At 47.6% G+C, this 23,045-nt stretch carries 26 protein-coding genes; 18 read left to right on the top strand and 8 right to left on the bottom strand.

Annotated features, from left to right (window positions below):
- Positions 1–97: 97 nt before the first annotated feature.
- From nrfB to QL223_RS17880, 6 genes are all read left to right on the top strand, one after another.
- On the top strand, positions 98–700 hold the full coding sequence (nrfB, locus tag QL223_RS17905; protein ID WP_281545504.1) for a cytochrome c nitrite reductase pentaheme subunit: 603 nt from the start codon (positions 98–100) through the stop codon (positions 698–700).
- Positions 697–1,386: a cytochrome c nitrite reductase Fe-S protein gene (gene nrfC / locus QL223_RS17900; RefSeq protein ID WP_046307114.1), complete on the top strand. Its 690-nt coding sequence runs from the start codon at positions 697–699 to the stop codon at positions 1,384–1,386. The genes nrfB and nrfC overlap by 4 nt, the downstream gene beginning before the upstream one ends.
- On the top strand, positions 1,383–2,348 hold the full coding sequence (nrfD, locus tag QL223_RS17895; RefSeq protein WP_281545503.1) for a cytochrome c nitrite reductase subunit NrfD: 966 nt from the start codon (positions 1,383–1,385) through the stop codon (positions 2,346–2,348). The genes nrfC and nrfD overlap by 4 nt, the downstream gene beginning before the upstream one ends.
- A gap of 72 nt (positions 2,349–2,420) precedes the next feature.
- Positions 2,421–4,361, top strand: coding sequence for a heme lyase CcmF/NrfE family subunit (locus QL223_RS17890; RefSeq protein WP_281545502.1), 1,941 nt, complete (start codon positions 2,421–2,423; stop codon positions 4,359–4,361).
- Entirely contained in the window at positions 4,351–4,896 is a 546-nt protein-coding gene (locus tag QL223_RS17885; RefSeq protein WP_281545501.1) for a DsbE family thiol:disulfide interchange protein, read from the top strand. The genes QL223_RS17890 and QL223_RS17885 overlap by 11 nt, the downstream gene beginning before the upstream one ends.
- Positions 4,897–5,346: a cytochrome c-type biogenesis protein CcmH gene (locus QL223_RS17880; RefSeq protein ID WP_281545500.1), complete on the top strand. Its 450-nt coding sequence runs from the start codon at positions 4,897–4,899 to the stop codon at positions 5,344–5,346.
- On the opposite strand, the gene QL223_RS17875 is transcribed toward QL223_RS17880, so the two are convergent.
- Together QL223_RS17875 and QL223_RS17870 are read right to left on the bottom strand one after the other, a co-directional pair.
- Complete coding sequence (locus tag QL223_RS17875; protein WP_281545499.1) at positions 5,343–5,936, bottom strand: histidine phosphatase family protein; 594 nt, start codon at positions 5,934–5,936, stop codon at positions 5,343–5,345. The genes QL223_RS17880 and QL223_RS17875 overlap by 4 nt on opposite strands.
- Before the next feature lie 31 nt (positions 5,937–5,967).
- The gene (locus tag QL223_RS17870) at positions 5,968–7,671 is read right to left on the bottom strand and encodes a Na/Pi cotransporter family protein (protein WP_281545498.1); all 1,704 of its coding nucleotides are present in this window, start codon (positions 7,669–7,671) and stop codon (positions 5,968–5,970) included.
- A 210-nt stretch (positions 7,672–7,881) separates the two neighbouring features.
- Here QL223_RS17870 and QL223_RS17865 point away from each other — a divergent pair, with 210 nt between their 5' ends.
- The 9 genes from QL223_RS17865 (at position 7,882) to ompV (ending at position 16,611) form a co-directional block, all read left to right on the top strand.
- The gene (locus QL223_RS17865) at positions 7,882–8,679 is read left to right on the top strand and encodes a DeoR/GlpR family DNA-binding transcription regulator (protein ID WP_002538865.1); all 798 of its coding nucleotides are present in this window, start codon (positions 7,882–7,884) and stop codon (positions 8,677–8,679) included.
- Positions 8,676–9,692: an ABC transporter ATP-binding protein gene (locus QL223_RS17860; protein ID WP_002538863.1), complete on the top strand. Its 1,017-nt coding sequence runs from the start codon at positions 8,676–8,678 to the stop codon at positions 9,690–9,692. Before QL223_RS17865 ends, QL223_RS17860 begins: the two co-directional genes overlap by 4 nt.
- Positions 9,693–9,769: 77 nt before the next feature.
- Complete coding sequence (locus QL223_RS17855; RefSeq protein WP_002538862.1) at positions 9,770–11,035, top strand: ABC transporter substrate-binding protein; 1,266 nt, start codon at positions 9,770–9,772, stop codon at positions 11,033–11,035.
- 55 nt (positions 11,036–11,090) lie between these two features.
- Positions 11,091–11,984 (top strand): sugar ABC transporter permease, encoded by an 894-nt coding sequence (locus tag QL223_RS17850; protein ID WP_002538861.1) that lies wholly within the window; start codon positions 11,091–11,093, stop codon positions 11,982–11,984.
- Positions 11,981–12,790: a carbohydrate ABC transporter permease gene (locus QL223_RS17845; RefSeq protein WP_002538860.1), complete on the top strand. Its 810-nt coding sequence runs from the start codon at positions 11,981–11,983 to the stop codon at positions 12,788–12,790. The genes QL223_RS17850 and QL223_RS17845 overlap by 4 nt, the downstream gene beginning before the upstream one ends.
- A 10-nt stretch (positions 12,791–12,800) precedes the next feature.
- A complete protein-coding gene (locus QL223_RS17840; protein WP_039850016.1) occupies positions 12,801–13,595 on the top strand; it encodes a phosphodiesterase in 795 nt (264 codons plus the stop codon).
- A gap of 109 nt (positions 13,596–13,704) precedes the next feature.
- Positions 13,705–14,430 carry a response regulator gene (locus tag QL223_RS17835; protein ID WP_002538858.1) on the top strand — a complete coding sequence of 242 codons (726 nt, stop codon included), beginning with the start codon at positions 13,705–13,707 and terminating at the stop codon, positions 14,428–14,430.
- Positions 14,431–14,446: 16 nt separating this feature from the next.
- Positions 14,447–15,742, top strand: coding sequence for an ATP-binding protein (locus tag QL223_RS17830; protein WP_002538857.1), 1,296 nt, complete (start codon positions 14,447–14,449; stop codon positions 15,740–15,742).
- Positions 15,743–15,834: 92 nt separating this feature from the next.
- Complete coding sequence (gene ompV, locus QL223_RS17825) at positions 15,835–16,611, top strand: outer membrane protein OmpV (protein WP_281545497.1); 777 nt, start codon at positions 15,835–15,837, stop codon at positions 16,609–16,611.
- A 64-nt stretch (positions 16,612–16,675) separates the two neighbouring features.
- Here ompV and QL223_RS17820 read toward each other — a convergent pair whose 3' ends face one another.
- The gene (locus QL223_RS17820; RefSeq protein ID WP_002538855.1) at positions 16,676–17,026 is read right to left on the bottom strand and encodes a GFA family protein; all 351 of its coding nucleotides are present in this window, start codon (positions 17,024–17,026) and stop codon (positions 16,676–16,678) included.
- A 152-nt stretch (positions 17,027–17,178) separates the two neighbouring features.
- On the opposite strand from QL223_RS17820, the gene QL223_RS17815 reads away from it, so the two are divergent.
- Positions 17,179–17,445: a hypothetical protein gene (locus QL223_RS17815; RefSeq protein WP_002538854.1), complete on the top strand. Its 267-nt coding sequence runs from the start codon at positions 17,179–17,181 to the stop codon at positions 17,443–17,445.
- Here QL223_RS17815 and QL223_RS17810 read toward each other — a convergent pair.
- Positions 17,442–17,795 carry a DUF5329 family protein gene (locus QL223_RS17810; RefSeq protein WP_281545496.1) on the bottom strand — a complete coding sequence of 118 codons (354 nt, stop codon included), beginning with the start codon at positions 17,793–17,795 and terminating at the stop codon, positions 17,442–17,444. The two genes, QL223_RS17815 and QL223_RS17810, sit on opposite strands and share 4 nt — an antisense overlap.
- The gene (locus QL223_RS17805) at positions 17,792–18,805 is read right to left on the bottom strand and encodes an MBL fold metallo-hydrolase (protein WP_039850015.1); all 1,014 of its coding nucleotides are present in this window, start codon (positions 18,803–18,805) and stop codon (positions 17,792–17,794) included. The genes QL223_RS17810 and QL223_RS17805 overlap by 4 nt, the downstream gene beginning before the upstream one ends.
- A 180-nt stretch (positions 18,806–18,985) precedes the next feature.
- On the opposite strand from QL223_RS17805, the gene QL223_RS17800 reads away from it, so the two are divergent.
- The gene (locus QL223_RS17800; protein ID WP_002538851.1) at positions 18,986–19,597 is read left to right on the top strand and encodes a TetR/AcrR family transcriptional regulator; all 612 of its coding nucleotides are present in this window, start codon (positions 18,986–18,988) and stop codon (positions 19,595–19,597) included.
- A 319-nt stretch (positions 19,598–19,916) separates the two neighbouring features.
- Positions 19,917–20,540, top strand: coding sequence for a heme-binding beta-barrel domain-containing protein (locus tag QL223_RS17795; protein WP_281545495.1), 624 nt, complete (start codon positions 19,917–19,919; stop codon positions 20,538–20,540).
- A gap of 15 nt (positions 20,541–20,555) precedes the next feature.
- Here the strand turns inward: QL223_RS17795 and QL223_RS17790 are convergent, their stop codons facing one another.
- The 3 genes from QL223_RS17790 to QL223_RS17780 all read right to left on the bottom strand — a co-directional run bounded on the left by QL223_RS17790 (position 20,556) and on the right by QL223_RS17780 (position 22,958).
- Positions 20,556–20,798, bottom strand: a complete 243-nt coding sequence (locus QL223_RS17790) for a hypothetical protein (RefSeq protein ID WP_002538849.1) — start codon at positions 20,796–20,798, stop codon at positions 20,556–20,558.
- Between the two features lie 386 nt (positions 20,799–21,184).
- Entirely contained in the window at positions 21,185–22,195 is a 1,011-nt protein-coding gene (locus QL223_RS17785) for a D-cysteine desulfhydrase (protein ID WP_281545494.1), read from the bottom strand.
- A gap of 319 nt (positions 22,196–22,514) precedes the next feature.
- Entirely contained in the window at positions 22,515–22,958 is a 444-nt protein-coding gene (locus QL223_RS17780; RefSeq protein ID WP_002538847.1) for an Lrp/AsnC family transcriptional regulator, read from the bottom strand.
- Positions 22,959–23,045: the final 87 nt, after the last annotated feature.

Below are 23,045 nucleotides of genomic sequence, written 5' to 3'. Positions count from 1 at the left end.
AGAAGGCTTTTCCAGCCCCTGACAGATCGCGTAATTCTGACAATACAGCCAGGCCAAAGGTGTGAACCTTCAGCGAAATGGCTGTTAAAGGTGAACAATGAGCAATCTCAAAGCCAGCCCTTTTTGGAGCGCAACCATCATTGCTGCGCTTTGCCTTTGGGGCATATCGATGCACGTTGCCACTGCAGGCGAAGGGAATCCCGCGCCATCCGGTGAAAAGGCTTACCAACAGCAGTTTCAGGCCACGTTTCAAAGAAACCCAGACTATGCCTGTACCCAATGCCATAAGGACGAGAAAAACAAACTCTCCGGCGCACACGGTGAGGCCATTAATCCTAAAACCAACCGCAATATGACCTGTATTGACTGCCACACAGGTGTAACGGAAAAACACCGAGACGGCGCGGAAGATGTGGTGAAATTCGATCATTCCCAGTCAGTCAAGGGAACCGATATTTCTGCTGCCTCCATTGAGTGGATCACTCAACAAAACGCGCAGTGTGAAACGTGCCATGAACCCACCGATTTGCGAGAAGCCAACTGGACGCACGACGTTCACGCTCGCGACCTTACCTGTTCATCATGCCATGACGTCCATCCGCAGAAAGATCCTATGAAAGGCATTACGCGCAAAGACAAAATCCAAACCTGCGTGGATTGCCATTCCGACCAGACAAAAGCGCGGGAGGAAGAAGAATGAGTTGTTCAAGACGCCAATTCCTTACCAGCGCAGGCGCTGTTATTTTCACCACCGGTGTAGCGGGTACTCAGGTGATCAGTCGCCCGGTCTTAGCCGCAAGCGAAGAAGTACAAAACAAACGTTATGGCATGGTCCATGATGAAGGGCTTTGCATTGGCTGTACTGCCTGCACCGACGCATGTCGTACCGTGAACAAGGTTCCTGAAGGTGTATCCCGCCTTGAGATTATCCGTACCGAACCCGTCGGTGAATATCCAAACGTAAAGTATGGTTTCACCCGCGTTTCCTGCCAGCACTGCGAAAACGCACCATGCGTGTATGTATGTCCTACTGGCGCTGCAGTTAAAGATCCGGAAACCGGCATTGTTGATGTCATCGCGGATAAATGTGTCGGCTGCGGTTACTGCCTTGCTGCATGTCCTTATCAGGTTCGTTTTTTCCATCCGGAAACGAAAGCGGCGGATAAGTGTGATTTCTGCCGTCACACCAACCTTGCTGAAGGCAAGGAACCCGCTTGTGTCGAGTCATGCCCGACCAAAGCACTGACGTTCGGCGATTTAAACGACCCTCAAAGCAAGGTTTCACAATTGCTGGAACAAAAGACTGTCTATCGTGACAAAGCGCACCTTGGCACGGCACCACAGCTCTACAAAGTGCCGCACAACGCAGGGGAGATTAAAGGATGAGTACCATAGAACAAGCCTTTTATTTTGACTCTCTGGTCTGGGATTGGATTATCGCGGTTTACCTATTCCTAGCTGGTATGTCAGCGGGTGCGGCCATGATTTCGGTGTACCTTAAACGCAACGTCATAGAAGGCGATGCGTCCAAAAACGGTATCATCCGTGCCACTGCTATTCTCGCCCCAATGGGGATTATTGTCGGCCTGTTGATCCTTGTTTTTCACCTGACCAAACCGCTCGAGTTTTGGAAAATAATGATTTATTACAACCCAACGTCCGTCATGTCGATGGGTGTCATTTTGTTCCAGATCTATATGGCGGTGCTGTTCGCATGGCTGGCAGGAATCTTCATCGAAGATATTCAACGTGTCATGGGTTCGCTGATAGAAAAAATCCCCGGCGCGAGTGCCATTCTGAATGCGTGTAAACGCTTTGAAAATGGACTTGAAGTCACGCTGGCGATTCTGGCGGTTATTCTCGCTGCTTATACGGGCTTCTTGCTCTCTGCACTGAAAACCTATCCGCTACTCAACAACCCCGTGCTACCGATTCTGTTCCTATTTTCCAGCCTGTCCTCGGGCGCTGCCGCATGTTTACTTGTGGGCGTGGTCGGCTATAAGGAGCCAATGAGTAGTCCTTCTGTCAGCTGGATCCACCGTTTTGAACGTCCGGTCGTGCTGTTTGAACTATTTGTGTTGTTTGCCTTCTTCTCTGGCCTTTACTTTGGCGGCGGTCAGAAAGAAGTGGCTGTGCTTGCAGCTATTGGCGGAGGATTCTGGTCTAACTGGTTCTGGTTTGGTGTGATTGGCCTTGGCATGATTGTTCCACTGACGCTAAATGCCGTCAGCCCTGCCGAAGTTAAACACCGTACCAGTTTTCTGGCGATGGTCACCACCTTGAGCCTGATAGGTGTATTAATGCTTCGTACCTTTATCCTCTACGCGGGACAAATGACAACCGTGTAGTCGATACCGCCTTACCCACTCCCTCTCGGTGGGTAAGGCATTTCTTGTTCCAACGATGAAGAAAATTTCCCTATGCTTGCTGAAATCGGTCACATTCTTCTTATTCTCGGCATCGCCTCCACCATGGTTGCCAGTTTGCTTTCCGGTTGCAGCATGTTGAAAACGCCGGTGACCAGCCTTTCAAATTTGGTTCCCCAATTACTTAGCATCGGCTTTTCCGCTATTTTAATGGCCACCTTCATATTGGCTGCATGCTTTTATCTGGACGATTTTTCTGTGCGTTACGTCGCGCAACATTCGAACAGCGCGTTACCCATAGCCTTCAAAATTGCTGCTGTATGGGGAGGCCATGAAGGCTCATTCCTATTTATGGTATTGGCGTTATCTGGCTGGTCATCACTGGTTTCAAAGGACAAACGCTTGCCCGCCGACTACGCCAACGCAACCCGTTTTGTATTGAGCACCACCGTCTTGTTGCTGGGCATTTATTGCCTATGGCTATCCAATCCGTTTTTACGCCAAATTCCTTCTCCGCTTGAAGGACGTGACCTAAACCCGATGCTCCAGGATATCGGCCTCATCCTGCATCCACCGTTACTGTATATGGGTTATATCGGATTTGCCGTGCCTTTTGCCTTCGCTATAGCTGCTTTACTGACTCGATCACCTGCAAAAGTATGGGTAGGTCAATGCCGCCAGTGGACACTAATGACCTGGGCGTTTCTCACTGTGGGTATCGGTATCGGTTCCTGGTGGGCTTATCACGAACTAGGATGGGGAGGATGGTGGTTCTGGGACCCCGTTGAAAATGCCTCCCTTCTACCCTGGCTGACTGCTACGGCGCTCATTCACTGCCTTATTGCCACAGAGCAAAACAACAAACTGGTCAGTTGGTCGCTGCTTCTTGCCATCATCACATTTGCACTGAGCATTTTGGGTACCTTCGTTGTGCGCTCCGGTGTGTTGACGTCTGTCCACGCCTTTGCGTCTGATCCAATGCGTGGTAGTGGACTATTGCTCATTTTGACCATACTGCTGATTCCTTCCCTCTTTCTGTTCGCATTAAGAGGCGCTCACCTTGCCAAAGATAGCTCAGTAAATATGGGTGGCAACACCTTAGCCTTATGGATGACTATTTCTGCAGGATTGCTGTCATCCATGATGCTGATAGTTATGCTCGGTACTTTTTATCCAATGGTGTACGCCGCGATGGGTTTAGGTACCTTGTCAGTAGGTGCCCCTTACTTCAATTCTCTCTTCGTACCTTTGGCTATCATAGTTGCTTTCTCCGCTGCTTATAGCACAGTACAACGCCTATCCTTACCAAGACAGATTGCACTGTTGCTCATTGCATCACTGATAGCATTGGCCACAAACTATGCCTTATCACGTTTTCACCAAATCCCTTTTTCTGTGCTGGTATTTTTCGCCATTCTGGCTGGTTTCGTCCTGTTGATTTCAGGTGCCACCGCGATAACGACACAGGCTAAAGCGCTAAGAACATGGGTTATGGTTCTTGGGCACACAGGCTTAGCGGTGACCCTTTTAGGCGCAACATTACTCTCAGGATTCAACAATGAAACCAGTCTGAAAATGACACGGGGTTCAACGGTTATCCTTGGCACATATTCATTAATCCATCAGGGAAGTTCATGGCATATCGGGCCTAATTACACGGCTGAACGTATTACTATGGAAGTCAGAAAAAATGGTTCGGTCATTGGCCATGTGAAACCCGAAAAACGCCATTACACGGTGCGCACCATGAATATGTCTGAGGCTGGTGTGCTCCGCGATGTACTCAGTGATGTGTATGTCACTCTTGGCAGTAAGTTTGATGCAAACACCTACGCTGTGAGGATTCAAATAAAGCCCTTTGTCCACTTGCTCTGGGTAGGTGGTTTTATCATGATGCTGGCGGGATTTTTAGGGGCATTGAGAAAGCTTATGCCAACCTCTCCCGCGGCTAATCGAACCAATCCAGCTAAACAATACAAACACTATGAAGTATAAGCTTTTACTACCTCTTATCGGCGGATTCGCGCTCAGCACAGCCTTATTCTGGGGCCTTCAACACAGTGAAGACCCGAACAACAATCCGCCGTTTGCGATGAAAGGGAAACCCGTACCACAATTCTTGCTCACCACATTGCGCTCTGGTGAATCGGTCGATCAAACGCTTTTCCAAAATGATTGGCTACTTTTGAATATATGGGCGTCCTGGTGTTCTTCATGCAAGGCCGAACACACCTATTTGATGAGCCTGAAATCAGCCGGCATTCCGATAGTTGGTCTCAACTATCGCGATAAAAAAAATGCCGCTATCTCAGTGCTCAAAGAGACTGGTGACCCCTATCAAACTGTCATTTATGATCCCCAAGGCTCACTGGCTCTTGAACTTGGCAGCATCGTTACGCCGGAAACCTATTTGATTGACCGAGAAGGTACACTGATGTTTCGCCACATTGGGATTTTGGATGAAGGCATCTGGCAAAGTGAATTCCAGCCACGTATTGATGACATCACCAGTAAAAAGGAAGGGTCGTAAATGCGAAAGGGATACTTCTTTGTCTTATGGCTTCTGAGTGGCTTTGCTCTCTTATCCTTTAGCGCGCATTCATCAGCAATGGTGGAAACACAAACCCGCCAGCAGAATGCTGAAACATTTCAGTTTTCCTCCTTAGAAAACCAGCGTCTGGCATTAAAGCTAGGGAAAGAACTGAGGTGCCCTCAATGTCAGAATCAAAATCTAATTGAGTCCAACTCCCCCGTTGCACAGGACTTACTTTTGAAGGTTTACGAACAAGTGGAAGCCGGTGCCTCTGAGAGACAGATTGTGGAATATATGACATACCGTTTTGGGGACATGGTGCATTACCAGCCCCCTTTCAATAGCCACACAGCCCTTTTATGGCTAGGGCCTTTATTTATTTTGGCCGCACTTTCACTTGTAATTTTCAGGAAAGCAAAATGGCTACAGAAAGACAGTCAGCCTTAAAAAGAACATTCCTCACCCCTGGAGGTCAACAGTTTCATCTCACCTGTTTCATGATGCGGCAACGAGCGGTGTTGGCCAGGTTCAATACCATGAAAAGCAGACTTCATGATCTGCAAAATGTCACCGTGGGCGACCAGAAGAATAACCTTGTTCTCATATTGGGTTTCCAGATCTGTTATTAAGCTTACTGAGCGGTTTCGCACGCTCATTGTGCTCTCAACACCATTAAAGCTCTGGTTAGAGTCCTGAAGATCTTTCGCCCAAACATTTTCATAGGCAGAAGACGAATGCCCCTCCCACTCACCAAAGAAGCGTTCGCGAAGTCTAATGTCTTCGATCGGATCCGGAAGTGAAAGAACACTCGCCACAATACCTGCCGTTTCTTTCGTGCGCTTGAAGTCAGAACAAATAATCACATCTATCGGCTGGCCACTGTATCCTATTGCAGATTCCTTCGCCTGACTTTGGCCAAGTGGTGATAACCCGTAATTTAAGCAACCAATCTCTGGGTCACTGACCACGATATCAGCCACATTTGCTTCACTCTGTCCATGTCGCATGATGAGGTAAGTATTCTTGAAAACGGTCATTCTTCCTTCCTTAGTGAAAACTCAAGCAACCTTACGTTGGAGATTCATTGCTATTAATCGTTGGTTCCGCACTGTTTGACGGTTCCGCTTGGGTATTTTTCAATCTGCTGGCTCTTAACTCGCCCGCTTGATCCAAAATAGGGTACGCAATAGACGTAAAGTGAGAGTTGATACGGATTAAATCTCTCAATAAATCCAAATACAAAGAGCTACCAGCAACAACGGTAATCGTCTGATCACGTAGACCTTTTTGATGAGCCAGTATTGCCTCGCGCTCAATGTTTTTTACTACGCTCTTCTGTTCAATTAACGCACGCGCATTGTTCACATCACCAGTGAGTAGCACGCTGAAGGCGAGTTCCATATTACGGTAAATGCAGTTCTTCAGTTCATCAATCGCTTTGCGCTCATAATCAGGCAACAGAATATTTTGTTGGATAATTTTATTGATAACTTCTGTCATGCTGTACTCAAGAATGTCACCGGCATGTTCCAAGTTCGTTGTGTAAGACGAAATGCGATAGCAACGGCGGCGATACTTCTTAGGAATATCCTGGCGGCTGAGCTCCGTTAAATAGAGATTTATCTTCTCGTAATACTCATCAACCAGGTCATCCGAGCGCTTAATGTGCTGTAACTGCGCAGAGTTGCGGGTATTCAACGCCTCAAATGCACCATCAAGCATACCTCTCAGCAAATCCCCCATTCTCAGCACTTCACGCACAGTATTGGACAGTGCTACAGAAGGCGTGCGAAAAGCTTTTCTGTCCAGATAACGGGGTTTGTTGTCAGCCTTATCCAAGGTATTTGCAGGCACCCATTTTTCAAGTAAACGTGCGCAAGGCGTCACTAAGGGTAAAAATGTCATCGCCAACATGACGTTGAAAAAAAGGTGGAAGTTGACGAGTACCACTGCGGGCTCATTAGACGCAAACAAGGCTGTTGAACTCAAGACGTCCAGCAAAGGTAACGTAATCACGACACCGACAGCACGAAAGCCGAGATTCCCCAGAGGTACCCGTCGAATTTCCGGCGTTGCATTGACCGTATTCATCACCGCTGGTAGAGCGGCACCTAGGTTTGCCCCCAAAATCAGTGCCATTCCTCCTTGCAGGGTAATCACACCAGAACCTGCCATTGCCACAATGAGCAGCACTGTTGCAAGACTCGAATGCACCAGAAACGCAATACACATACCGACGATGACAGCCAACATAGGCTCATCACTTAACGCACCCATCAAAGATTGAATGGCCACAGAGTCGCGCATAGGGACAGACGTTGAAACGATGATTTTCAACGCAAGCAGCATGATGCCGAGGCCAATCATGATTCGGCCAATATGCTTGGTTTTATCCTTCTTACCTGAAGACATGACAATAAAACCAACAAACAACAGAACAGGCTGAAGCCAACTCAAATCGAATGTCAGAAGTTTAGCCACAAAAGTGGTACCGACATCCGCGCCGAGTAAAATCGCCAAACCGCTTGCTGTAGCTAACCCTTGGCTACCGAGCGAACTGGCCAGTAGTGCCGTGGCTGTGCTGCTTTGCAGTAGACATGTCACACCAAGTCCGACACCAAAACCACGCCAGCGGTTAAACGCAGATCGTCCTAAACTCCGACGAATTTTTCCGCCAAAGGTTTTCAATACATGCTCTTTGACCAGCGCAAGACCAAACAGCAGCAGTGCCACGCCTCCCAACAAATTAATTAATACAGATGTTCCTGTCATTCTTATATCACCTAGCGCACGACGCGCGTGTTCTCACTTCTCGCTTTCACCTCTATACCCATACATCTTGAGCATTCGCTTATTAATAAGGTAATCAATATTGCGCATTTGATCAACAAATGAACATTTTTATGTTCGTATGCTCATTTTATGTTGGCATTTTGTTAAATTTGATCTTAGATTGAAATGAAAGTGGAGATGTGAGCAGTTATGACGGTAGCAACCAAACTCAAATCGAAAACAGAGATTCGACGCGAAAAGATCATCGAACTGACACAAGCGCGCGGCAATGTATCTGTCGAATTACTCACAGAAATGTTGGGTGTGTCGTCCCAAACCGTGCGGCGGGATCTCAATCAGTTGTGTAGCGACAATTTACTCCGCCGTCGTCACGGGGGCGTGGAGTGTTTCGAAGAGCAGTTGAACGCGCCTTATGATCTTCGCGCTGCAACAAATCCAACTGAGAAACGCGCTATTGCTAAAGCGGTGGCTGATGTCATTCCTGATGGCGCCACGGTGTTTATTTCTATCGGTTCAACGCCAGCCATTGTGGCAGAAGCACTGACTGCAAAATCTGGCTTAACGGTGATGACCAATAATCTCAATGCCGCCATGGTGCTGAGCAATGAGCCAAGCAACCGTATCATCATTCCGGGTGGAGAAGTACGCATGCCAGACCGGGATGTACTTGGCGACGGCGTGCTTGAGTTTTTTAACAGTTATCGCGCTGAGTACGGCATTTTTGGCGTAGCTGGCGTATCGGAAGACGGAGGCATGTTGGATTTCCATGCCTCTGAAGTCAGGGTTCGCGAAGCCATTCGCACCCATTGCAAAACGTCCATTTTAGTCATGGACAGTACTAAGTTGACGCGAACAGCCCCTGCCATTGGCGGGAGTATTTTCGACGTGGATTTGATCATCATGGACCAACATCCCGGCGATGACTTTTCAGCGCTGAGTGACCGTGTCGGAGACCGTTTGAAGTTAGTGGGAGGCGACGCTTCATGAACACAGAACCCTTTGTTTCGTTCGACAACATTGCAAAAAGATGGAACGGACAACTTGGTGTTGAAAACATTTCTATCGATATCCCAGAAGGCGCATTTGTTGCCCTGCTGGGGCCTTCTGGCTGCGGCAAATCTACCACGTTGCGATTGCTGGCAGGCTTGGAGATACCCGATGAAGGAGCCATTCGAATCGAAGGCACTGACGTGACTGAAATGGCACCTTCAGCGCGAAATCTCTCCATGGTATTCCAGTCTTATGCACTCTTCCCGCACCTGTCTGTCGCAGAGAACGTCATGTTCGGCATGAAAGTGCGTAAAGTCCCCAAAGATGAACGATTAAAGAAACTTGAGAACGCACTGCGTATTACGGGTCTCCTTGGCTATGAAGAGCGCAAACCTGGCGAACTTTCCGGTGGGCAGCGCCAGCGTGTCGCTCTCGCGCGTGCAATTGTTGCAGGCCAACCTCTTTGTCTGATGGATGAGCCCCTCTCCAACCTGGATGCCAAGCTCCGTCACTCTGTGCGAAAAGACATCAAGAAACTCCAGAAAGATCTGGGTATGACTGTGGTGTACGTCACCCACGACCAAACGGAAGCCATGAGTATGGCTGATCTGATCATTCTGATGAAAGACGGTCACATCATGCAGGCAGGCACGCCGCAGGAACTCTACAACATTCCTCAAAATACCTTTGCGGCTGAATTTATTGGTGCCCCACCGATGGCATTGATAGACGGCGACGTTATCCCTGGCACTGAGCACGCGCACAAAGTTGGTCTTCGCACTGAAGACGTGGAGTTAGTCGAAGCGGGCCAAGGCCGAATCAGTTGCACCGTTTCTGAAAGCGAATATCTGGGTGATGAAACCCATGTGCTGCTTGACCACCCGAAAGCCAAAGGCTTGGTGGTTAAACTTCATGGCTACTCGTCATTGGAGGAAGGAAGCACCGTAGACATAACCTTTGAGGACAGTGCTCTGCACTTCTTTGACGGTGATGGAAAAAGAATCAATTAACAAGGAGTGGAACGGCTTTTCTCAACACCAAACAGAAAGCTGATTCCGAAATTAAATACGTAACCAATGGTGAAACTATGAAGTTCTCAAAGTTAATGAGTTGTGCCTTTGCCGGTGCGTTTACTCTCGCTTCGCAGTCAGCGATGGCCGCAACAGAACTGAACATGTACTACCCAATCGCAGTAGGTGGCGCGCTAACAAAAGTGGTTGACGGCATTGTTGATGACTTTGAAGCGCAAAACCCAGATATCAAGGTTAACGCCATCTACTCTGGCAACTACGATGACACCCGCGTGCGCGCACTGTCCGCACTGAACTCTGGCGAGCCTGCACAGTTGGCCGTTATGTTTTCTATCGATGTGTACGACTTGATTGAGCAAGATTTGATCTCACCGTTTGATGACCTGATGCAAGGTGACGCTGACAAAGCTTGGTTGGCAGATTTCTACCCTGCATTGATGGAAAACGGTCAGGCGGAAGGCAAAACCTGGGGTATTCCATTCCAGCGCTCGACCATTGTTGCTTATTACAACAAAGATATGTTCCGTGCCGCGGGTCTTGACCCGGAAAAGCCGCCGACAACCTGGAATGAGTTGGTCGAAGTGAGCAAAAAACTCACTAACGACGACACTTACGGCATCATGATCCCGTCCACTGGCTACCCATATTGGATGTTCCAGGCATTAGCGATTCAGAATGGCAAAAAGCTGATGTCTGATGATGGCCTCACCACCTACTTCGATGATCCAGCTGTGATTGACACACTGAAATTCTGGAAGTCTCTTTCTCAGGAGCATGGTGTGATGCCAACAGGCACCGTCGAATGGGGCACACTTCGCCAAGCTTTCCTTGAGGGAAATACGGCAATGATGTGGCATTCAACCGGTAACCTGACAGCAGTCAAAAAGGCCGCGAAGTTCGACTTTGGTGTCGCGATGCTGCCAGGTAATGTCCGTTTAGGCTCACCAACCGGTGGCGGCAACTTCTACATCTTTAAAGACACTTCTGACGAAGAAAAAGCCGCAGCCATGAAGCTCATCAAGTTCATGACTTCACCAGAGCAAGCCGCAAGATGGTCAATCGCGACCGGTTACATGGGTGTGTCAAAAGGCGCATACGAAACCGAAGCGCTTCAAGAATACACAGCAGCGTTCCCACCAGCATTGGTTGCGCGTAACCAACTTGAGCATGCGGTTGCTGAGTTCTCCACTTACGAAACCGCGCGTGTCCGTGAAGGTTTGAATAACGCAATTCAGTTTGCCCTGACCGACCAGAAAACGCCTGAAGCTGCGCTTGAAGAAGCTCAGAAATCCGCAAAACGTCTCCTGCGCGATTATCAATAAGCACGTCTCCCCCACCTGACTCAGGTGGGGGGCTCTCTGGAAGTTGAGCAGTACTATGAATCATTACGCTGAAATGGAGCGCCGCAGACAGCACATGTATGGCTGGCTTCTGCTGACTCCCGCTGCCATTTTACTTACGCTTTTCGCGTTCTACCCTTCGGTAGCTACCCTGTGGGAAAGTCTATTTTCCAAAGGAACGCGTCGTCGCCCTTCAGAATTTACCGGGCTGGAAAACTATTCGGATCTGTTTAACGATCCGACCTTTTGGATCGTCGTCGAAAACAACCTTTTCTATGCCGCGATTACCATTCCGGCGTCGATCGCTATCGCACTGATTATGGCGCTTTGGGCTAACTCAAAAATATCAGCCAAGGGCTTTGTCCGCACCGCGTATTTCACGCCGACTGTGCTACCCATGATTGCTGCTGCGAACCTTTGGTTGTTCTTCTACACACCAGATTTAGGTGTACTTGACCAAATCGGCGCGCTGTTTGGCTTTGAATCAGTCAATTGGTTGGGCAGACCTGAAACCGCACTTTGGGCCGTGATTATCGTCACCATCTGGAAAGAAGCGGGATTCTTCATGATTTTCTATCTCGCTGCTTTGCAGACCATTCCTGCTGATTACAAAGAAGCCGCAGATATTGAAGGCACCAGCCGCTGGACCTACACGCGCCGCATTGTGTTGCCACTACTGATGCCAACCACCCTGTTTATTGTGGTCAACGCCATGATTAACTCGGTGAAGTTAATTGACCACCTGTTCATTCTGACAAAAGGTGGACCGTCCGACGCGTCCAAACTGATCCTCTACTACATCTGGGAAATGGCGTTTGCCTTCTTCGATGCACCACATGCTGCAGCCATGACAGTGCTGGTGCTGATAGTACTTGGGATTGCAGCAGCGATTCAGTTCACTTATCTGGATAAAAGGACGCACTATCAATGAAATTTATCGAAAAGTATCTCGATACCTTTGGTGCGCTCCTATTGGCCGTCATTTGGATATCACCCTTAGTGTTTGCCTTCTGGGCTGCATTCCACACCACATCAGATGCGGTGAATTTCAACCTGCTCTCGGGTTGGACGCTCGATAACTTCCGCGTCGCTTGGGAAGGCGCGCCGTGGATTCAGTACTTCATCAACACCTTCTGTTTGGTGACCGTGGTTTTGATTGGGCAATTCATTATTACCACGCTGGCGGGCTTTGCGTTTGCACAAGTGTCATTTCCGGGTAAAGACTTCGTCTTCATTCTGGTCTTGCTGCAACTGTTCATCCTCCCGGAAGTGCTGATCGTCGAAAACTACGCAGTGACATCCAAACTTGGTCTGTTCGACACTATTCTGGGTGTCGGTATGCCTTATATGGCGAGTGCATTCGGTATTTTCCTGATGCGCCAATCCTTTAAATCGGTGCCTTATGAGTTACATGAAGCAGCCAGCGTCGAAGGGTGTTCGCTGTTCGGCATTTTGATGAAAGTCTATGTGCCGCTCGCAAAGCCGACTTATCTCGCTTACGCACTGGTTTCTGTCTCGACCCACTGGAACAACTTCCTGTGGCCCTTGATTGTGACTAACTCTGACGATACCCGACCACTCACAGTGGGTTTGTCGATATTTGGTGCGCCGGAAAACGGCGTAGATATTTCCGTGATATCCGCCGCCACCATGATGTCGATAGCCCCGCTGCTGATCGCGTTCTTGATCTTCCAACGTCAGTTCGTGCAAGCGTTCTTGCGTGCAGGTATCAAGTAAGGAGGCCGCTATGACACGAATCATACAGCTGACAGACACGCACGTTGTCTGCCCTCCCAACAAGGTTTCCGGCGTGCTCGACACGCTGGCCTTGTTTGAAGATGCCATCACTAAGATTGAGCAGGATTTAGAGAAGCTTGGACACGTCGATGCCATCATCGTGACTGGCGATATCACCGACCACGGCGACGTCGAGAGCTACGACGCTTTCAAGGCTGTAATAAGGCGTTTGGGCATTCCCTATTTCGTGATACCCGGTAACCATGATCTTCGCTCTTCTATGCATCACTGCTTTGAGAATCTGACACCTGCGACCAGTGAAGAAATCAACTGGGTGAAACACTTCCCAGACCTCGACATCATCGGTCTGGATACCGTGATTCCGGGTCAAGGCGGTGGTCGTTTATCTCCCACTGCTTTGGCTTTTCTCGAACATGCATTGACACGTCACCCAGATAAACCCGCCTTGATTGCCATGCATCATCCTCCCTTTGCTTCGGGTATTCAGTTTATGGATGCCATTGGTCTGGAAGGCGTAGATGAAATGGCAGAGATTCTGGAGAAATCGCCCCGTGAAGTGCGGATTATCTGCGGTCACCTCCATAACAGCATTGTTAGCACAATAGGTGGAGCAACGGTCTTGTCCTCTCCCGCAACAGCCAGTTCCTTTTTAACGGATCACCGAAGTGATGCGCCTGTCGGTTTTACACAAGACCCCGGCGGCTACATGCTGCATGAGTGGAATAAAGGCTTCCGAAGCACTTACCTCCCGCTGCCCCCATCCGGCACACTTTATCCATTTTGAGCCATGTATTAGCAGAAAGTCCTCAGTTCTCGCACTAAAAAGCGGTGACAAATCAGTTTTAGCGTGCTATCTCGTTGATAGAACTTGCATTCGGGTATGAGGATTTTCAATGTCACCCAAATCTCTGCTTTATATCGTTGAAGATGACACCAAGCTTCGACAACTTCTTTCTTCCTACTTCCGTGAGCAGGATTTTGATGTAAGGGAGTTTGATCACGGAGAAAGTGCCATTGGTGCGATCCTTTCAGAACAGCCCAACATCGTTATGCTCGACCTGATGCTGCCGGATATCGATGGCCTGACAATTTGCCGACAGATTCGCCCACAGTTCTCCGGTAAGGTGTTAATGCTGACGGCAAGTGATGACGACTTCGACCACGTCGCAGCACTGGAAATTGGGGCTGATGACTTTGTCACCAAACCGATTAAACCCCGCGTACTGCTCGCGAGATTGCGTGCGTTACTGCGCAGGGACAGCTCAAGTAGTGAAATGCCGGAAACGGAAAAGTCTGAATCTGTCAGCGTATTAACGTTTGGGAATTTGTCTCTCAACAACGCAAGAAAATGGTGTGAATGGTCTGGTGAACACATTGCTCTTTCAGACAGTGAGTTCGACCTTTTGTGGCTGCTTGCAGCCTCTGCAGACGAAGTTTTGTCGAGAGAAACACTGACTCTCGCTGTTCGTGGCATTGAATATGATGGTCTGGATCGTACTGTCGATAACAAGGTCGTCAGCCTTCGAAAAAAACTGGGAGATAACCCCTCATCACCCCATCGGATACTGACAGTGAGAGGGAAAGGCTATCTCTTTGTGCCGGACGCATGGAAGGAATAACAAGACCAGGTTAACTATGTGGCGTATCTATATTGAATCCTTTATCGGGCTTTTTGTCCTTTTCATTGTGAGTAGCTTTGCCTTTAACTTATTCGTTTATGAGCTCACGACTGATTACGATTATGTGCTTGAGGACATGGAAGCAGCCGCTTTCCAAAACTTAGTTAACACTTTACATGAGCAACACGATGATAAAGCGATAAAACAACTGTTAGCAGAATATGCTCAATCGACCGCAAATACGCTAAATCTCGTCCATGCTGATAACATTCCGGCAGAAGTGAAAGACTATTTTTCTGGCAATAACATCCCTCACCCTTTCTCATTTCTTGATGAAAATAGAGGGCTTTGGTTCACACTTTCTGACTCGCCCAATTTCTACCACCTCGCCCCCGACATAGAGACCCTAGTTAGACAGAAAATAGAATTTAGCGACTCCCTCTTCTTTGTGTTTATCTTGGGTGGTTTCCTTGTTTATTCAACTTGGCTCATTTGGTTTCTCAGCCGCAGAGTTAGGGTGTTACAAAGGGTAACGGCCGACTTTGCTAAGGGGAATTTAAACGCCCGAGCACCAACAAACAGTGGGAGTAAAGTCGGAAAGCTAAACGATAGCTTTAACGAAATGGCTGACAAGATTTCGCTATTGATAACCAGTAACCGCTCATTGACACAGGCCGTTGCTCATGACCTCCGCACGCCCATTTTCCGGATTCAATGGCAGGCAGAACTCATCAAGGAGGAAGCTCAGTCAGAGGAGTTGCGAAAAAAAGTCACCAGCATTATAGAAGACACAGAAGAGATGGAGCAGTTGGTCGATGAGTTGCTCTACTTCGCCAAAATTGGGCGTCAGGATAGGTCACTGACGAAAGAAACCCTTCCTGCTGCGCCCTTTATCCAGCATTTGGTTGAACGACTGCCCAATCGTCAAAACCGTGAAATAGAAGTGATTATTGAGCCTGATATCTCACTTCTGGCTGATAAACCCTTGTTGAAACGCGCTATAGAAAACATATTAACGAATGCGGTGCGGTATGCGGAATCAACCGTCACAGTCATTTGCCAGCAAAACGGAAACACTACCCAGATAATTGTTGAAGACGATGGCCCCGGGATCCCCGAAGAATATCGCGAATCCGTTTTTGAGCCGTTTTTCAGTGTCGACCCTTCCCGGAACAAAGCCAATATGGGCCATGGATTGGGTCTTGCTATCGTTAAACTTATCGTTGAAAAACACGACGGGCATGCCGTTTTTGAAGAAAGCGCAAAGGGAGGAGCCAAACTCATTGTGACCATTCCAAACCAAAGACCCTGACAATCGCTGACAAACCCGTGACAAATTGATTCTATTGTCAGTTAGCCGAGTTTTGTACGGTGTTCATTAAGTGCACAAACAAGGACAGAATCATGAATAAATCTGCATTACTCTTTTCCATTCTCGCCGCTGCACCTGCGGTACAGGCAGCGAATCAAACTTATATTCTTAACGGCAATATCTATAGCAAGCAAAGCACCTGGATTGCTGAAGCGGGCGTAGCTGCAACCAGCGACCTCTACAAAGAGCAAGATCACTCAGTTGTTCCACTCCTTAACTTTGGCTACCACGGCGAAGACTTCAACATCGACTTCAGTGGTGCAAACTACCGCTTTTATGGAACCGACGGTGATCTGGTCAATCTAGGTGTTCATCTCACCAGCGCGGGGATCGGTTACGATGACGATACCTCGGACTTCCTGAAAGGTATGGATGACAGGGACGTCAGTGTCGATCTTGGATTAAATGCTGACTTCCAAGTTGGTACCGGCGTGATTTCTACCTACTTCCAGCATGATATATCTGGCGCTTACAAAGGCTATCTGGCGGGTGTGAGGTACTTCGACATCTTTTCCATTGGCGATGCGAATTTGGTTTCCTTCGCAGGGGTGATGTTCCAGAGTAAAGACTTTGTGGACTACTACTTTGGCGTGCAGCCAAAAGAAGCACGCGCCAACCGACCTGAGTACACGGGCAGCAGTTCAATCGCTTATGAAGTAGGTTATAAGCTGATTTATCCTATCAGCGAGAACTGGAACCTGACTCAATCCACCCAATACACAGGTTTGGGTAGTGAAGTTGCTGACTCCCCTATTGTTGACAGCAAACACCAATGGCTGGTTGGCGCGACAGTCGCTTATCACTTCTGATCAAAAAAGCCTGACGACATAACATCGTCAGGCTTTTCTTCATTGTTTTGTTTAAGGTTAGGCTCTAAACCGAAGCACCATCAAACACATCAAATGGCAACTTGGTTGTATCGATACCATCAAGGCAACCGAGATTAACCCGATAGTGTCCTGGTTTTCTAAGTGTTTGATGGAAAGGATAAATCCCACAACGGTTACAGAAGTGATGTTTCGCCGTACCACTACCGAACGAATACGTCGCCAGCACACCTTCTGCTGCTGTGATATTCATGGCTTCCGGTGGCACGGTAAACGCGCTCATCAATGCCCCTTTCTTCTGGCAGATTGAACAATTACAGCGCAACCCTGATTTAATTTCATGCTCTTCGAATTCAAACGTCACCGACCCACAGTGACAACTTCCTGTATATTTCATGCCTTTCTCCCAGCTGTACTTATGATTATTTTTTGAGCTTTACCAGATTAACACGCCAAGCTGGTTATTTTTCAATCAAGGATTGTTAAGTGGTCTGAAAAACTAGGCGAAACGAAGTGCTATTCTGTTGGCATAACATTGAGGAGGGGAAGATGAACAGAAGAGTGGTCATTAACGGAAAAGAAATCTCCAACCCGGTTGCCATCTTGGCGCTTCAAGCTGGCGCATTAATCGTTGCCGCATTGGTCATTGCTTTTGTTTTCTTTGTGATTCTTCCGTTAGTCGGCCTTTTTATCGGCTCTATTTTTATTGCTGTGATTACCTTTTTGGTGGTCATTGCTGTTGCAGTGATTATCGGGATTTTCAGCAGCGTGATTTCTGCTTATCTTTCTGAGCTTTTCGGTGGAAATAGGCGTTAATCTGACTTTTCTTTTTCCACTAACCTCTCGGTTAGCCACTGTTGGCTGGTTTGGGTTTCTTCGCCACATCTCACCTGATACGCGCGGCCAGTAAACCAGCTTTTGAAAGCCACCTCTTCAATAAACATTTCCGTCGATTCCACCCTGTCTTCGGCATATTCCCACTTATTCTGAAGATGTTCGGCCGCCTGCAGATTGTCGTATTCAGAACCATTGCGTACAAAGGTACAATCCGAGCTTTTCATCTGCGCAATGAGGTATTCCACATCGTTTTTTACCGATGCGGAAGCTGGGATACTGACTGAGGCAGCGACAGCCAATGCCGCCGCAAGTCCTGATTTTTTCATCATTCCTGATTCCACCATTCAACCACTGGCAACGCCTCACCGATAGCCAAACGCTGACCAATCTCTGGGCTAACCATGGTCACGCCACGCTCATTGCTGATTTCCAGCGCCTTTTTCATCGGCTCTTTCCAGTCATGCATCGCCAGATCGAAAGTACTGTTGTGAATGGGCAACATCACGCTACCTTTGAGGTCAATGTGTGCCTGCACGCTTTGCTCCGGGAACATATGAATGTTCGCCCAAAGAGAGTTATAGGCACCAGTTTCAATCATGGTAAGGTCGAATGGGCCATATTTCTCACCAATTTCCTTAAAACCATCGAAGTAGCCTGAGTCGCCGCTAAAATACACCCGTTTTTCAGGGGAGAGCATTACCCAACTTCCCCAAAGTGTAGAATCGCGATCGGTTAGGCCTCGGCCTGAGAAGTGTTGCGTTGGTGTCAGGGTAAAATCAATACCATTGACCACCCGCGATTCCCACCATTTCAACTCTACGACTTTCTCTGCTGGCACACCCCAATCCTTTAGGATTGCACCAATCTTCAATGGCACTAAAAACAGTCCTGTTTTGTCTGCTAACGTTTTCACCGACATTTTATCCAAGTGGTCGTAATGATCATGACTGATCACAACCACATCGATCTCAGGCAAATCTTCTATTGAAATCGGTGCTGGATGGAAGCGCTTAGGACCCATAAATTGCACTGGTGAAGCGCGGTCGCTGAATACCGGATCAGTCATCACAAGACTACCATTCAGTTTCATCAACATACTCGAGTGGCCAAGACGATAAACCACATCTTCACGCTCATCGATCAGCTGCTCGGTCGTAATGGTATGCATTGGAAAATCAAACGTCGGCTTGGGCGTTCTCTCTTCCGCCTTAATGAAAGCCATAAGGATTTCAAAAGGGTTGCTTTGCCTTTCGAACGCCGGATCGCTATTTACAAATTTGTCTGGATAATCCGCTTCTGGCCCATCAGTACTGGAACAAGACAGCATTGTTGAACTCATCGCAATCACTCCTAGTGTCGTCAGTAAGGTGTGTTTCAAAAGGTTTCTGTCCATAGCGACCACGTGTTGATTGATGAATTTTGATGTAAACTACTCGGTGTAGTTTACAAAAGAACAATGAAAAGTAAACCGCTTAGTGTAATATAGTCACCGTTACTTTTTGAGTTGGCACCTAACCCAATGACAGTGAAGAAAAAAACCAGAAGCGAAATAAAGCGTGAAGCCATTCTGGAAGCCGCGCGTCAGGCTTTTCAGGAGTTTGGCGTGCAAAATACCAGCATGGATAAGCTTGCCGCGCTCGCCAATGTCTCCAAGCGAACCGTCTACAACCACTTTCCCTCTAAAGAAGCACTGGTGATGGAACTCCTCTCAGTGCTTTGGAAAAGCTCCATCACGCCAGAATGCCTTGAAGAGCTGTCGAAACTGCCACTGTCTGAACAGCTATCTACTCTGCTCTATCAGGAAATTGCAGTGATTGCCCAGCCAGATTATCTCGACATGGCAAAAGTGGCTTTTGGTCACTTCCTGTTCCAGCCAGAAGCGTTGCAGGAACAAATGAAGAGCATGTCGAAGGAAGATACCGCCTTACATGCCTGGCTGGTTGAACAAGACAGAATCGGCACCTTGAGAATGGAGAGTGTAGAGCTGGCGCGCACTCAACTGCACAACTTGATTAAAGGCTCAGCATTTTGGCCACAGTTGATTGGTGCTTGTCAGCCCCTTAATGAAAGCGAAGGAAAAGCTCTGGCAGAAAACACAGCTGCAATATTCCTTAGTCACTACAAGAAATAAACTCACTATCAATTTAATAAAAAGCGCTGCTAATCAGCGCTTTTTATTGACCACTTAAAATATACACATTGCAACTATCAAAGATAAATATATATAATTTCAATCACCACGCATGCTAACATCACCAGGGAAATTAGTGATAATACAATCATTATCGCGATATTAATATATCATTACACTAAAATAATATTTCTCACTTAATTTACCTTTTCATACATTCAAGCTCTCAGTTTCTGATTAAAAATGATCCAGCTCAAAAATAGTTTGCGATACATACCTATATTCCTTTTCCAAAGCCAAATTAGAAAAGGAAGTAATGATGAAAAAATTGAGCACGCTAATTCTTGCCTCTGCTGTCGCAATGCCAGCATTTGCCGATCATAATGTTATCGATGGTATGGACTTTGGTCCTCTAGCCTCTCTTGTGGGTACTTGGAAAAGTATTGAAACAGGCGGCGTTGATGTCGCACCGGCTCAGGAAGGTACTGAACAAGGTAAAGGCGCACCTGCTGTTACGCCATTCTACGAAACCATCACTTTTGAAGTGGCAGCCGACGCAGTTAACGCGAGCGATCAGAGTCTAGTTGCTCTTTACTATAAGCAGGAAGTTTTCCGTAAATCAGATGACTCTAAGTTCCACGACCAACGTGGATACTTTATTTACGATCAGGAAAACCAAATCGTCTATAACTCGTTCTGTGTTCCGCGTACTACTTGTGTAACTGCAGAAGGTACAGCTGGTAAGACGATGACATTGAAGGCATCAAACCGCGGTATCGCAGAGTCAAACTATATGACGCAAAACGCTACCACGACTGACTTTACGATGACGATTAATATCGAAGACGATAAGTTGACATATTCTCAAAATACCGCATTAAATATTTATGGCAGCGACTTTTCACATACTGATAGCAGCACCTTATTTAAAGTAGCTGAATAAATAATAAAGCCAGCACTAATGTGCTGGCTTTTGCATTTGGCGGGTTTGGTTCATGGTTCTCGAACCCGCCGTTCCATAGGTGTTGATATCATATCGATTGGGTGAATAACCTCTTTGCTTACGGTACTGGGTGTCTAAGCTTCTCAGGTTGATACCGTAAGATTGGTTGATTCGTTCCACGACCTCATTGATCTGAGACTGCGGTGCATTCTGGGATCTGAGGAAATAATAAAGATTGATGGCACGTTGCTCATCCATAACTCACCTCCTCTTTCAGTGATGAAGTGAGTATAGATTTCAATCTGAGCTTTGATAATCCACCAAATCAGGAACAGATTATTTCCACCTAGCAATAATAGGGATCTTCGCACCAGTATTATACCCAAACAACCTGAAGATGCATGATTCAGCGAGATTGACTGGCGTTGTGATCGCGGCGTTCCTTTGCAGGTGTAGTCATCTCCATCAAAAAGGAACAACAAAGAGCACGGCGTCAGTCAACTCGCCCGAAGGGAGGCCCTCAATGCGCCCACTTCTTCGTTAAACTCCACGGAAATAGAATGACTATTCCTCGCGAAACTTGCCTCGAATTGAACGCATTGATGACCTCTGAATGCGAGCATCTTCAGGTTGTTTGGGTATATTTAACTATAACTTTCGAAACCAAAGGCTTCGCGATAGCCCGGCAATGCCTGAGCACCACCTGTATGCAAGAACACAATGTTGTCGCAGTCTTTGAATTCGCCTTTACGGATAAGGTCGATAAGTCCCGCCGCGCCTTTGCCGGAATAAACTGGGTCCAGCAAAATGCCTTCGTAGCGGGCAAACATTTCTATCGCTTCCATGGTGCTCTCCGCGGGAATGCCATAACCATCTCCAACGTAATCACAGTTAGCACGCACGTCTTCACGTTTAACAGCGCCAGAGATATCTAATAAATCGCAGGTCTTTTCTGCCAGCTTGAAAACATTCCCTTCTTGCTGTGGTTGAGGCACACGAACGCCGACACCAAGCAAAGGTATTTGGCTGTTAGTCGCAACAAGACCCGTGACTAGGCCAGCCTGTGTACCGGCAGAGCCAGTGGCGTGGACAAGGTGATCGATTCTAAGGCCCATCTCATTGGCTTGGTTGACCAGCTCCAACGCACAGTTGGCGTAACCCAATGCACCAATCGCATTCGAGCCACCACCCGGGATGATGTAAGGTTTTTTGCCTTCGGCACGCAGTGTGGCAGCAACATCTTCCATCGCAGCATTCATGTCTGTACCGCCTGGATATTTGCTGAGTGATGCGCCAAACAATTGTTCCAGCATCACGTTGCCATTGAGTACATAATCCGGGTCTTCGGACGCGGTTCGATCTTCCAGCAAAATATGGCACTCCAAGCCACATTTCGCTGCGATTGCTGCTGTCTGACGACCATGGTTAGTTTGGGTCGCGCCTTGAGTGATGATAGTGTCAGCGCCTTGTTCAAGTGCGTCTGCCATCAGGAATTCGAGTTTGCGGGTTTTGTTACCACCGCCAGCCAGACCTGTACAATCGTCGCGCTTGATCCAGATTGTTGGCCCGCCCAAAGCTTCAGAAAGGCGCTTCATTGGCTCAAGCGGTGTAGGTAGATGCGCAAAGCGCAAACGTGGGAATCGTGAAAGGTGCATGTCGTTGTCCCTAACAGTTAAAAAATAGAAAAATTCATTGCTATTTCAGACTGAGAAACTTTTTTGACTTACGCCAATACCTATATTGAAGGGGCCCCGGTTACTTTTCGGCATAGCGAAAGCGTAACTTCGCTAATACTTTGATTATTTGGAATTAAGTTAACTCCACGGTGCTCTGCCGTTTAGTAACATTTAACGTTTATCAAAAACAGCAGCAGCATGTTTTGTGACCAAAGTTACATTAAGAAGAGATACCCTAAAATGATGAAGGCTTTATCTAATGGCAGTGCAAAAACGTGAATGAACAAACAAATTTCACTTACTTGGTCGTATTGAAGAACTCAGTCAGCACGATATGGGTGACGACTTGTTTCATCTCAGGAATCGCCTGAATCTCTTCCCGAATTTTGTTGATGCGATTCATGCTAGGCACTTCGAGATACAGCATCATATCTGTTTCTCCACTGATCGCATGGCACCATTTCACCCCCTCAATACGGCGTATAGTGTCAGCGTATGCTTCGCAATAGTGTTGGCTGGTGGAGGTGTCATATTTCAGCGCAAGATAAGCGCAGACCATTTCAACGCTTTTGTTCTCCACCACGTCGGCGTGGTAGCCAAGAATGACTTTGTCTTGCTCAAGCTTTTTGATTCGTGCTGTCACTGCGGAGCGCGACAAGTTGACGTCCCGCGCGATTTCGCTGACGGAACGACGTGCATCCACGCGCAGAATATCCAATATTTGTTGGTCGAACTTATCCATGTTCTTCTTTCGATTCTCTTTTCACAAACTCGTTGAATTCTGCGCGAAAACCGTCACTTTGTCAGCCTCAGCAATAAAAACCGTCAA

The sequence above is a fragment of the Grimontia sp. SpTr1 genome (assembly GCF_947387585.1).
GTDB classification, from domain to species: Bacteria; Pseudomonadota; Gammaproteobacteria; order Enterobacterales; family Vibrionaceae; genus Enterovibrio; species Enterovibrio indicus.
The sequence above is the reverse complement of the archived record's forward strand: the minus strand, read 5'-3'. Positions and strand labels throughout refer to the sequence as shown.

Coding starts and splice junctions, on each gene's coding strand:
- nrfB (WP_281545504.1), top strand. CDS start 98: ATGAGCAATCTCAAAGCCAGCCCTTTTTGGAGCGCAACCATCATTGCT.
- nrfC (WP_046307114.1), top strand. CDS start 697: ATGAGTTGTTCAAGACGCCAATTCCTTACCAGCGCAGGCGCTGTTATT.
- nrfD (WP_281545503.1), top strand. CDS start 1,383: ATGAGTACCATAGAACAAGCCTTTTATTTTGACTCTCTGGTCTGGGAT.
- QL223_RS17890 (WP_281545502.1), top strand. CDS start 2,421: ATGCTTGCTGAAATCGGTCACATTCTTCTTATTCTCGGCATCGCCTCC.
- QL223_RS17885 (WP_281545501.1), top strand. CDS start 4,351: ATGAAGTATAAGCTTTTACTACCTCTTATCGGCGGATTCGCGCTCAGC.
- QL223_RS17880 (WP_281545500.1), top strand. CDS start 4,897: ATGCGAAAGGGATACTTCTTTGTCTTATGGCTTCTGAGTGGCTTTGCT.
- QL223_RS17875 (WP_281545499.1), bottom strand. CDS start 5,936: ATGACCGTTTTCAAGAATACTTACCTCATCATGCGACATGGACAGAGT.
- QL223_RS17870 (WP_281545498.1), bottom strand. CDS start 7,671: ATGACAGGAACATCTGTATTAATTAATTTGTTGGGAGGCGTGGCACTG.
- QL223_RS17865 (WP_002538865.1), top strand. CDS start 7,882: ATGACGGTAGCAACCAAACTCAAATCGAAAACAGAGATTCGACGCGAA.
- QL223_RS17860 (WP_002538863.1), top strand. CDS start 8,676: ATGAACACAGAACCCTTTGTTTCGTTCGACAACATTGCAAAAAGATGG.
- QL223_RS17855 (WP_002538862.1), top strand. CDS start 9,770: ATGAAGTTCTCAAAGTTAATGAGTTGTGCCTTTGCCGGTGCGTTTACT.
- QL223_RS17850 (WP_002538861.1), top strand. CDS start 11,091: ATGAATCATTACGCTGAAATGGAGCGCCGCAGACAGCACATGTATGGC.
- QL223_RS17845 (WP_002538860.1), top strand. CDS start 11,981: ATGAAATTTATCGAAAAGTATCTCGATACCTTTGGTGCGCTCCTATTG.
- QL223_RS17840 (WP_039850016.1), top strand. CDS start 12,801: ATGACACGAATCATACAGCTGACAGACACGCACGTTGTCTGCCCTCCC.
- QL223_RS17835 (WP_002538858.1), top strand. CDS start 13,705: ATGTCACCCAAATCTCTGCTTTATATCGTTGAAGATGACACCAAGCTT.
- QL223_RS17830 (WP_002538857.1), top strand. CDS start 14,447: ATGTGGCGTATCTATATTGAATCCTTTATCGGGCTTTTTGTCCTTTTC.
- ompV (WP_281545497.1), top strand. CDS start 15,835: ATGAATAAATCTGCATTACTCTTTTCCATTCTCGCCGCTGCACCTGCG.
- QL223_RS17820 (WP_002538855.1), bottom strand. CDS start 17,026: ATGAAATATACAGGAAGTTGTCACTGTGGGTCGGTGACGTTTGAATTC.
- QL223_RS17815 (WP_002538854.1), top strand. CDS start 17,179: ATGAACAGAAGAGTGGTCATTAACGGAAAAGAAATCTCCAACCCGGTT.
- QL223_RS17810 (WP_281545496.1), bottom strand. CDS start 17,795: ATGATGAAAAAATCAGGACTTGCGGCGGCATTGGCTGTCGCTGCCTCA.
- QL223_RS17805 (WP_039850015.1), bottom strand. CDS start 18,805: ATGAGTTCAACAATGCTGTCTTGTTCCAGTACTGATGGGCCAGAAGCG.
- QL223_RS17800 (WP_002538851.1), top strand. CDS start 18,986: ATGACAGTGAAGAAAAAAACCAGAAGCGAAATAAAGCGTGAAGCCATT.
- QL223_RS17795 (WP_281545495.1), top strand. CDS start 19,917: ATGAAAAAATTGAGCACGCTAATTCTTGCCTCTGCTGTCGCAATGCCA.
- QL223_RS17790 (WP_002538849.1), bottom strand. CDS start 20,798: ATGGATGAGCAACGTGCCATCAATCTTTATTATTTCCTCAGATCCCAG.
- QL223_RS17785 (WP_281545494.1), bottom strand. CDS start 22,195: ATGCACCTTTCACGATTCCCACGTTTGCGCTTTGCGCATCTACCTACA.
- QL223_RS17780 (WP_002538847.1), bottom strand. CDS start 22,958: ATGGATAAGTTCGACCAACAAATATTGGATATTCTGCGCGTGGATGCA.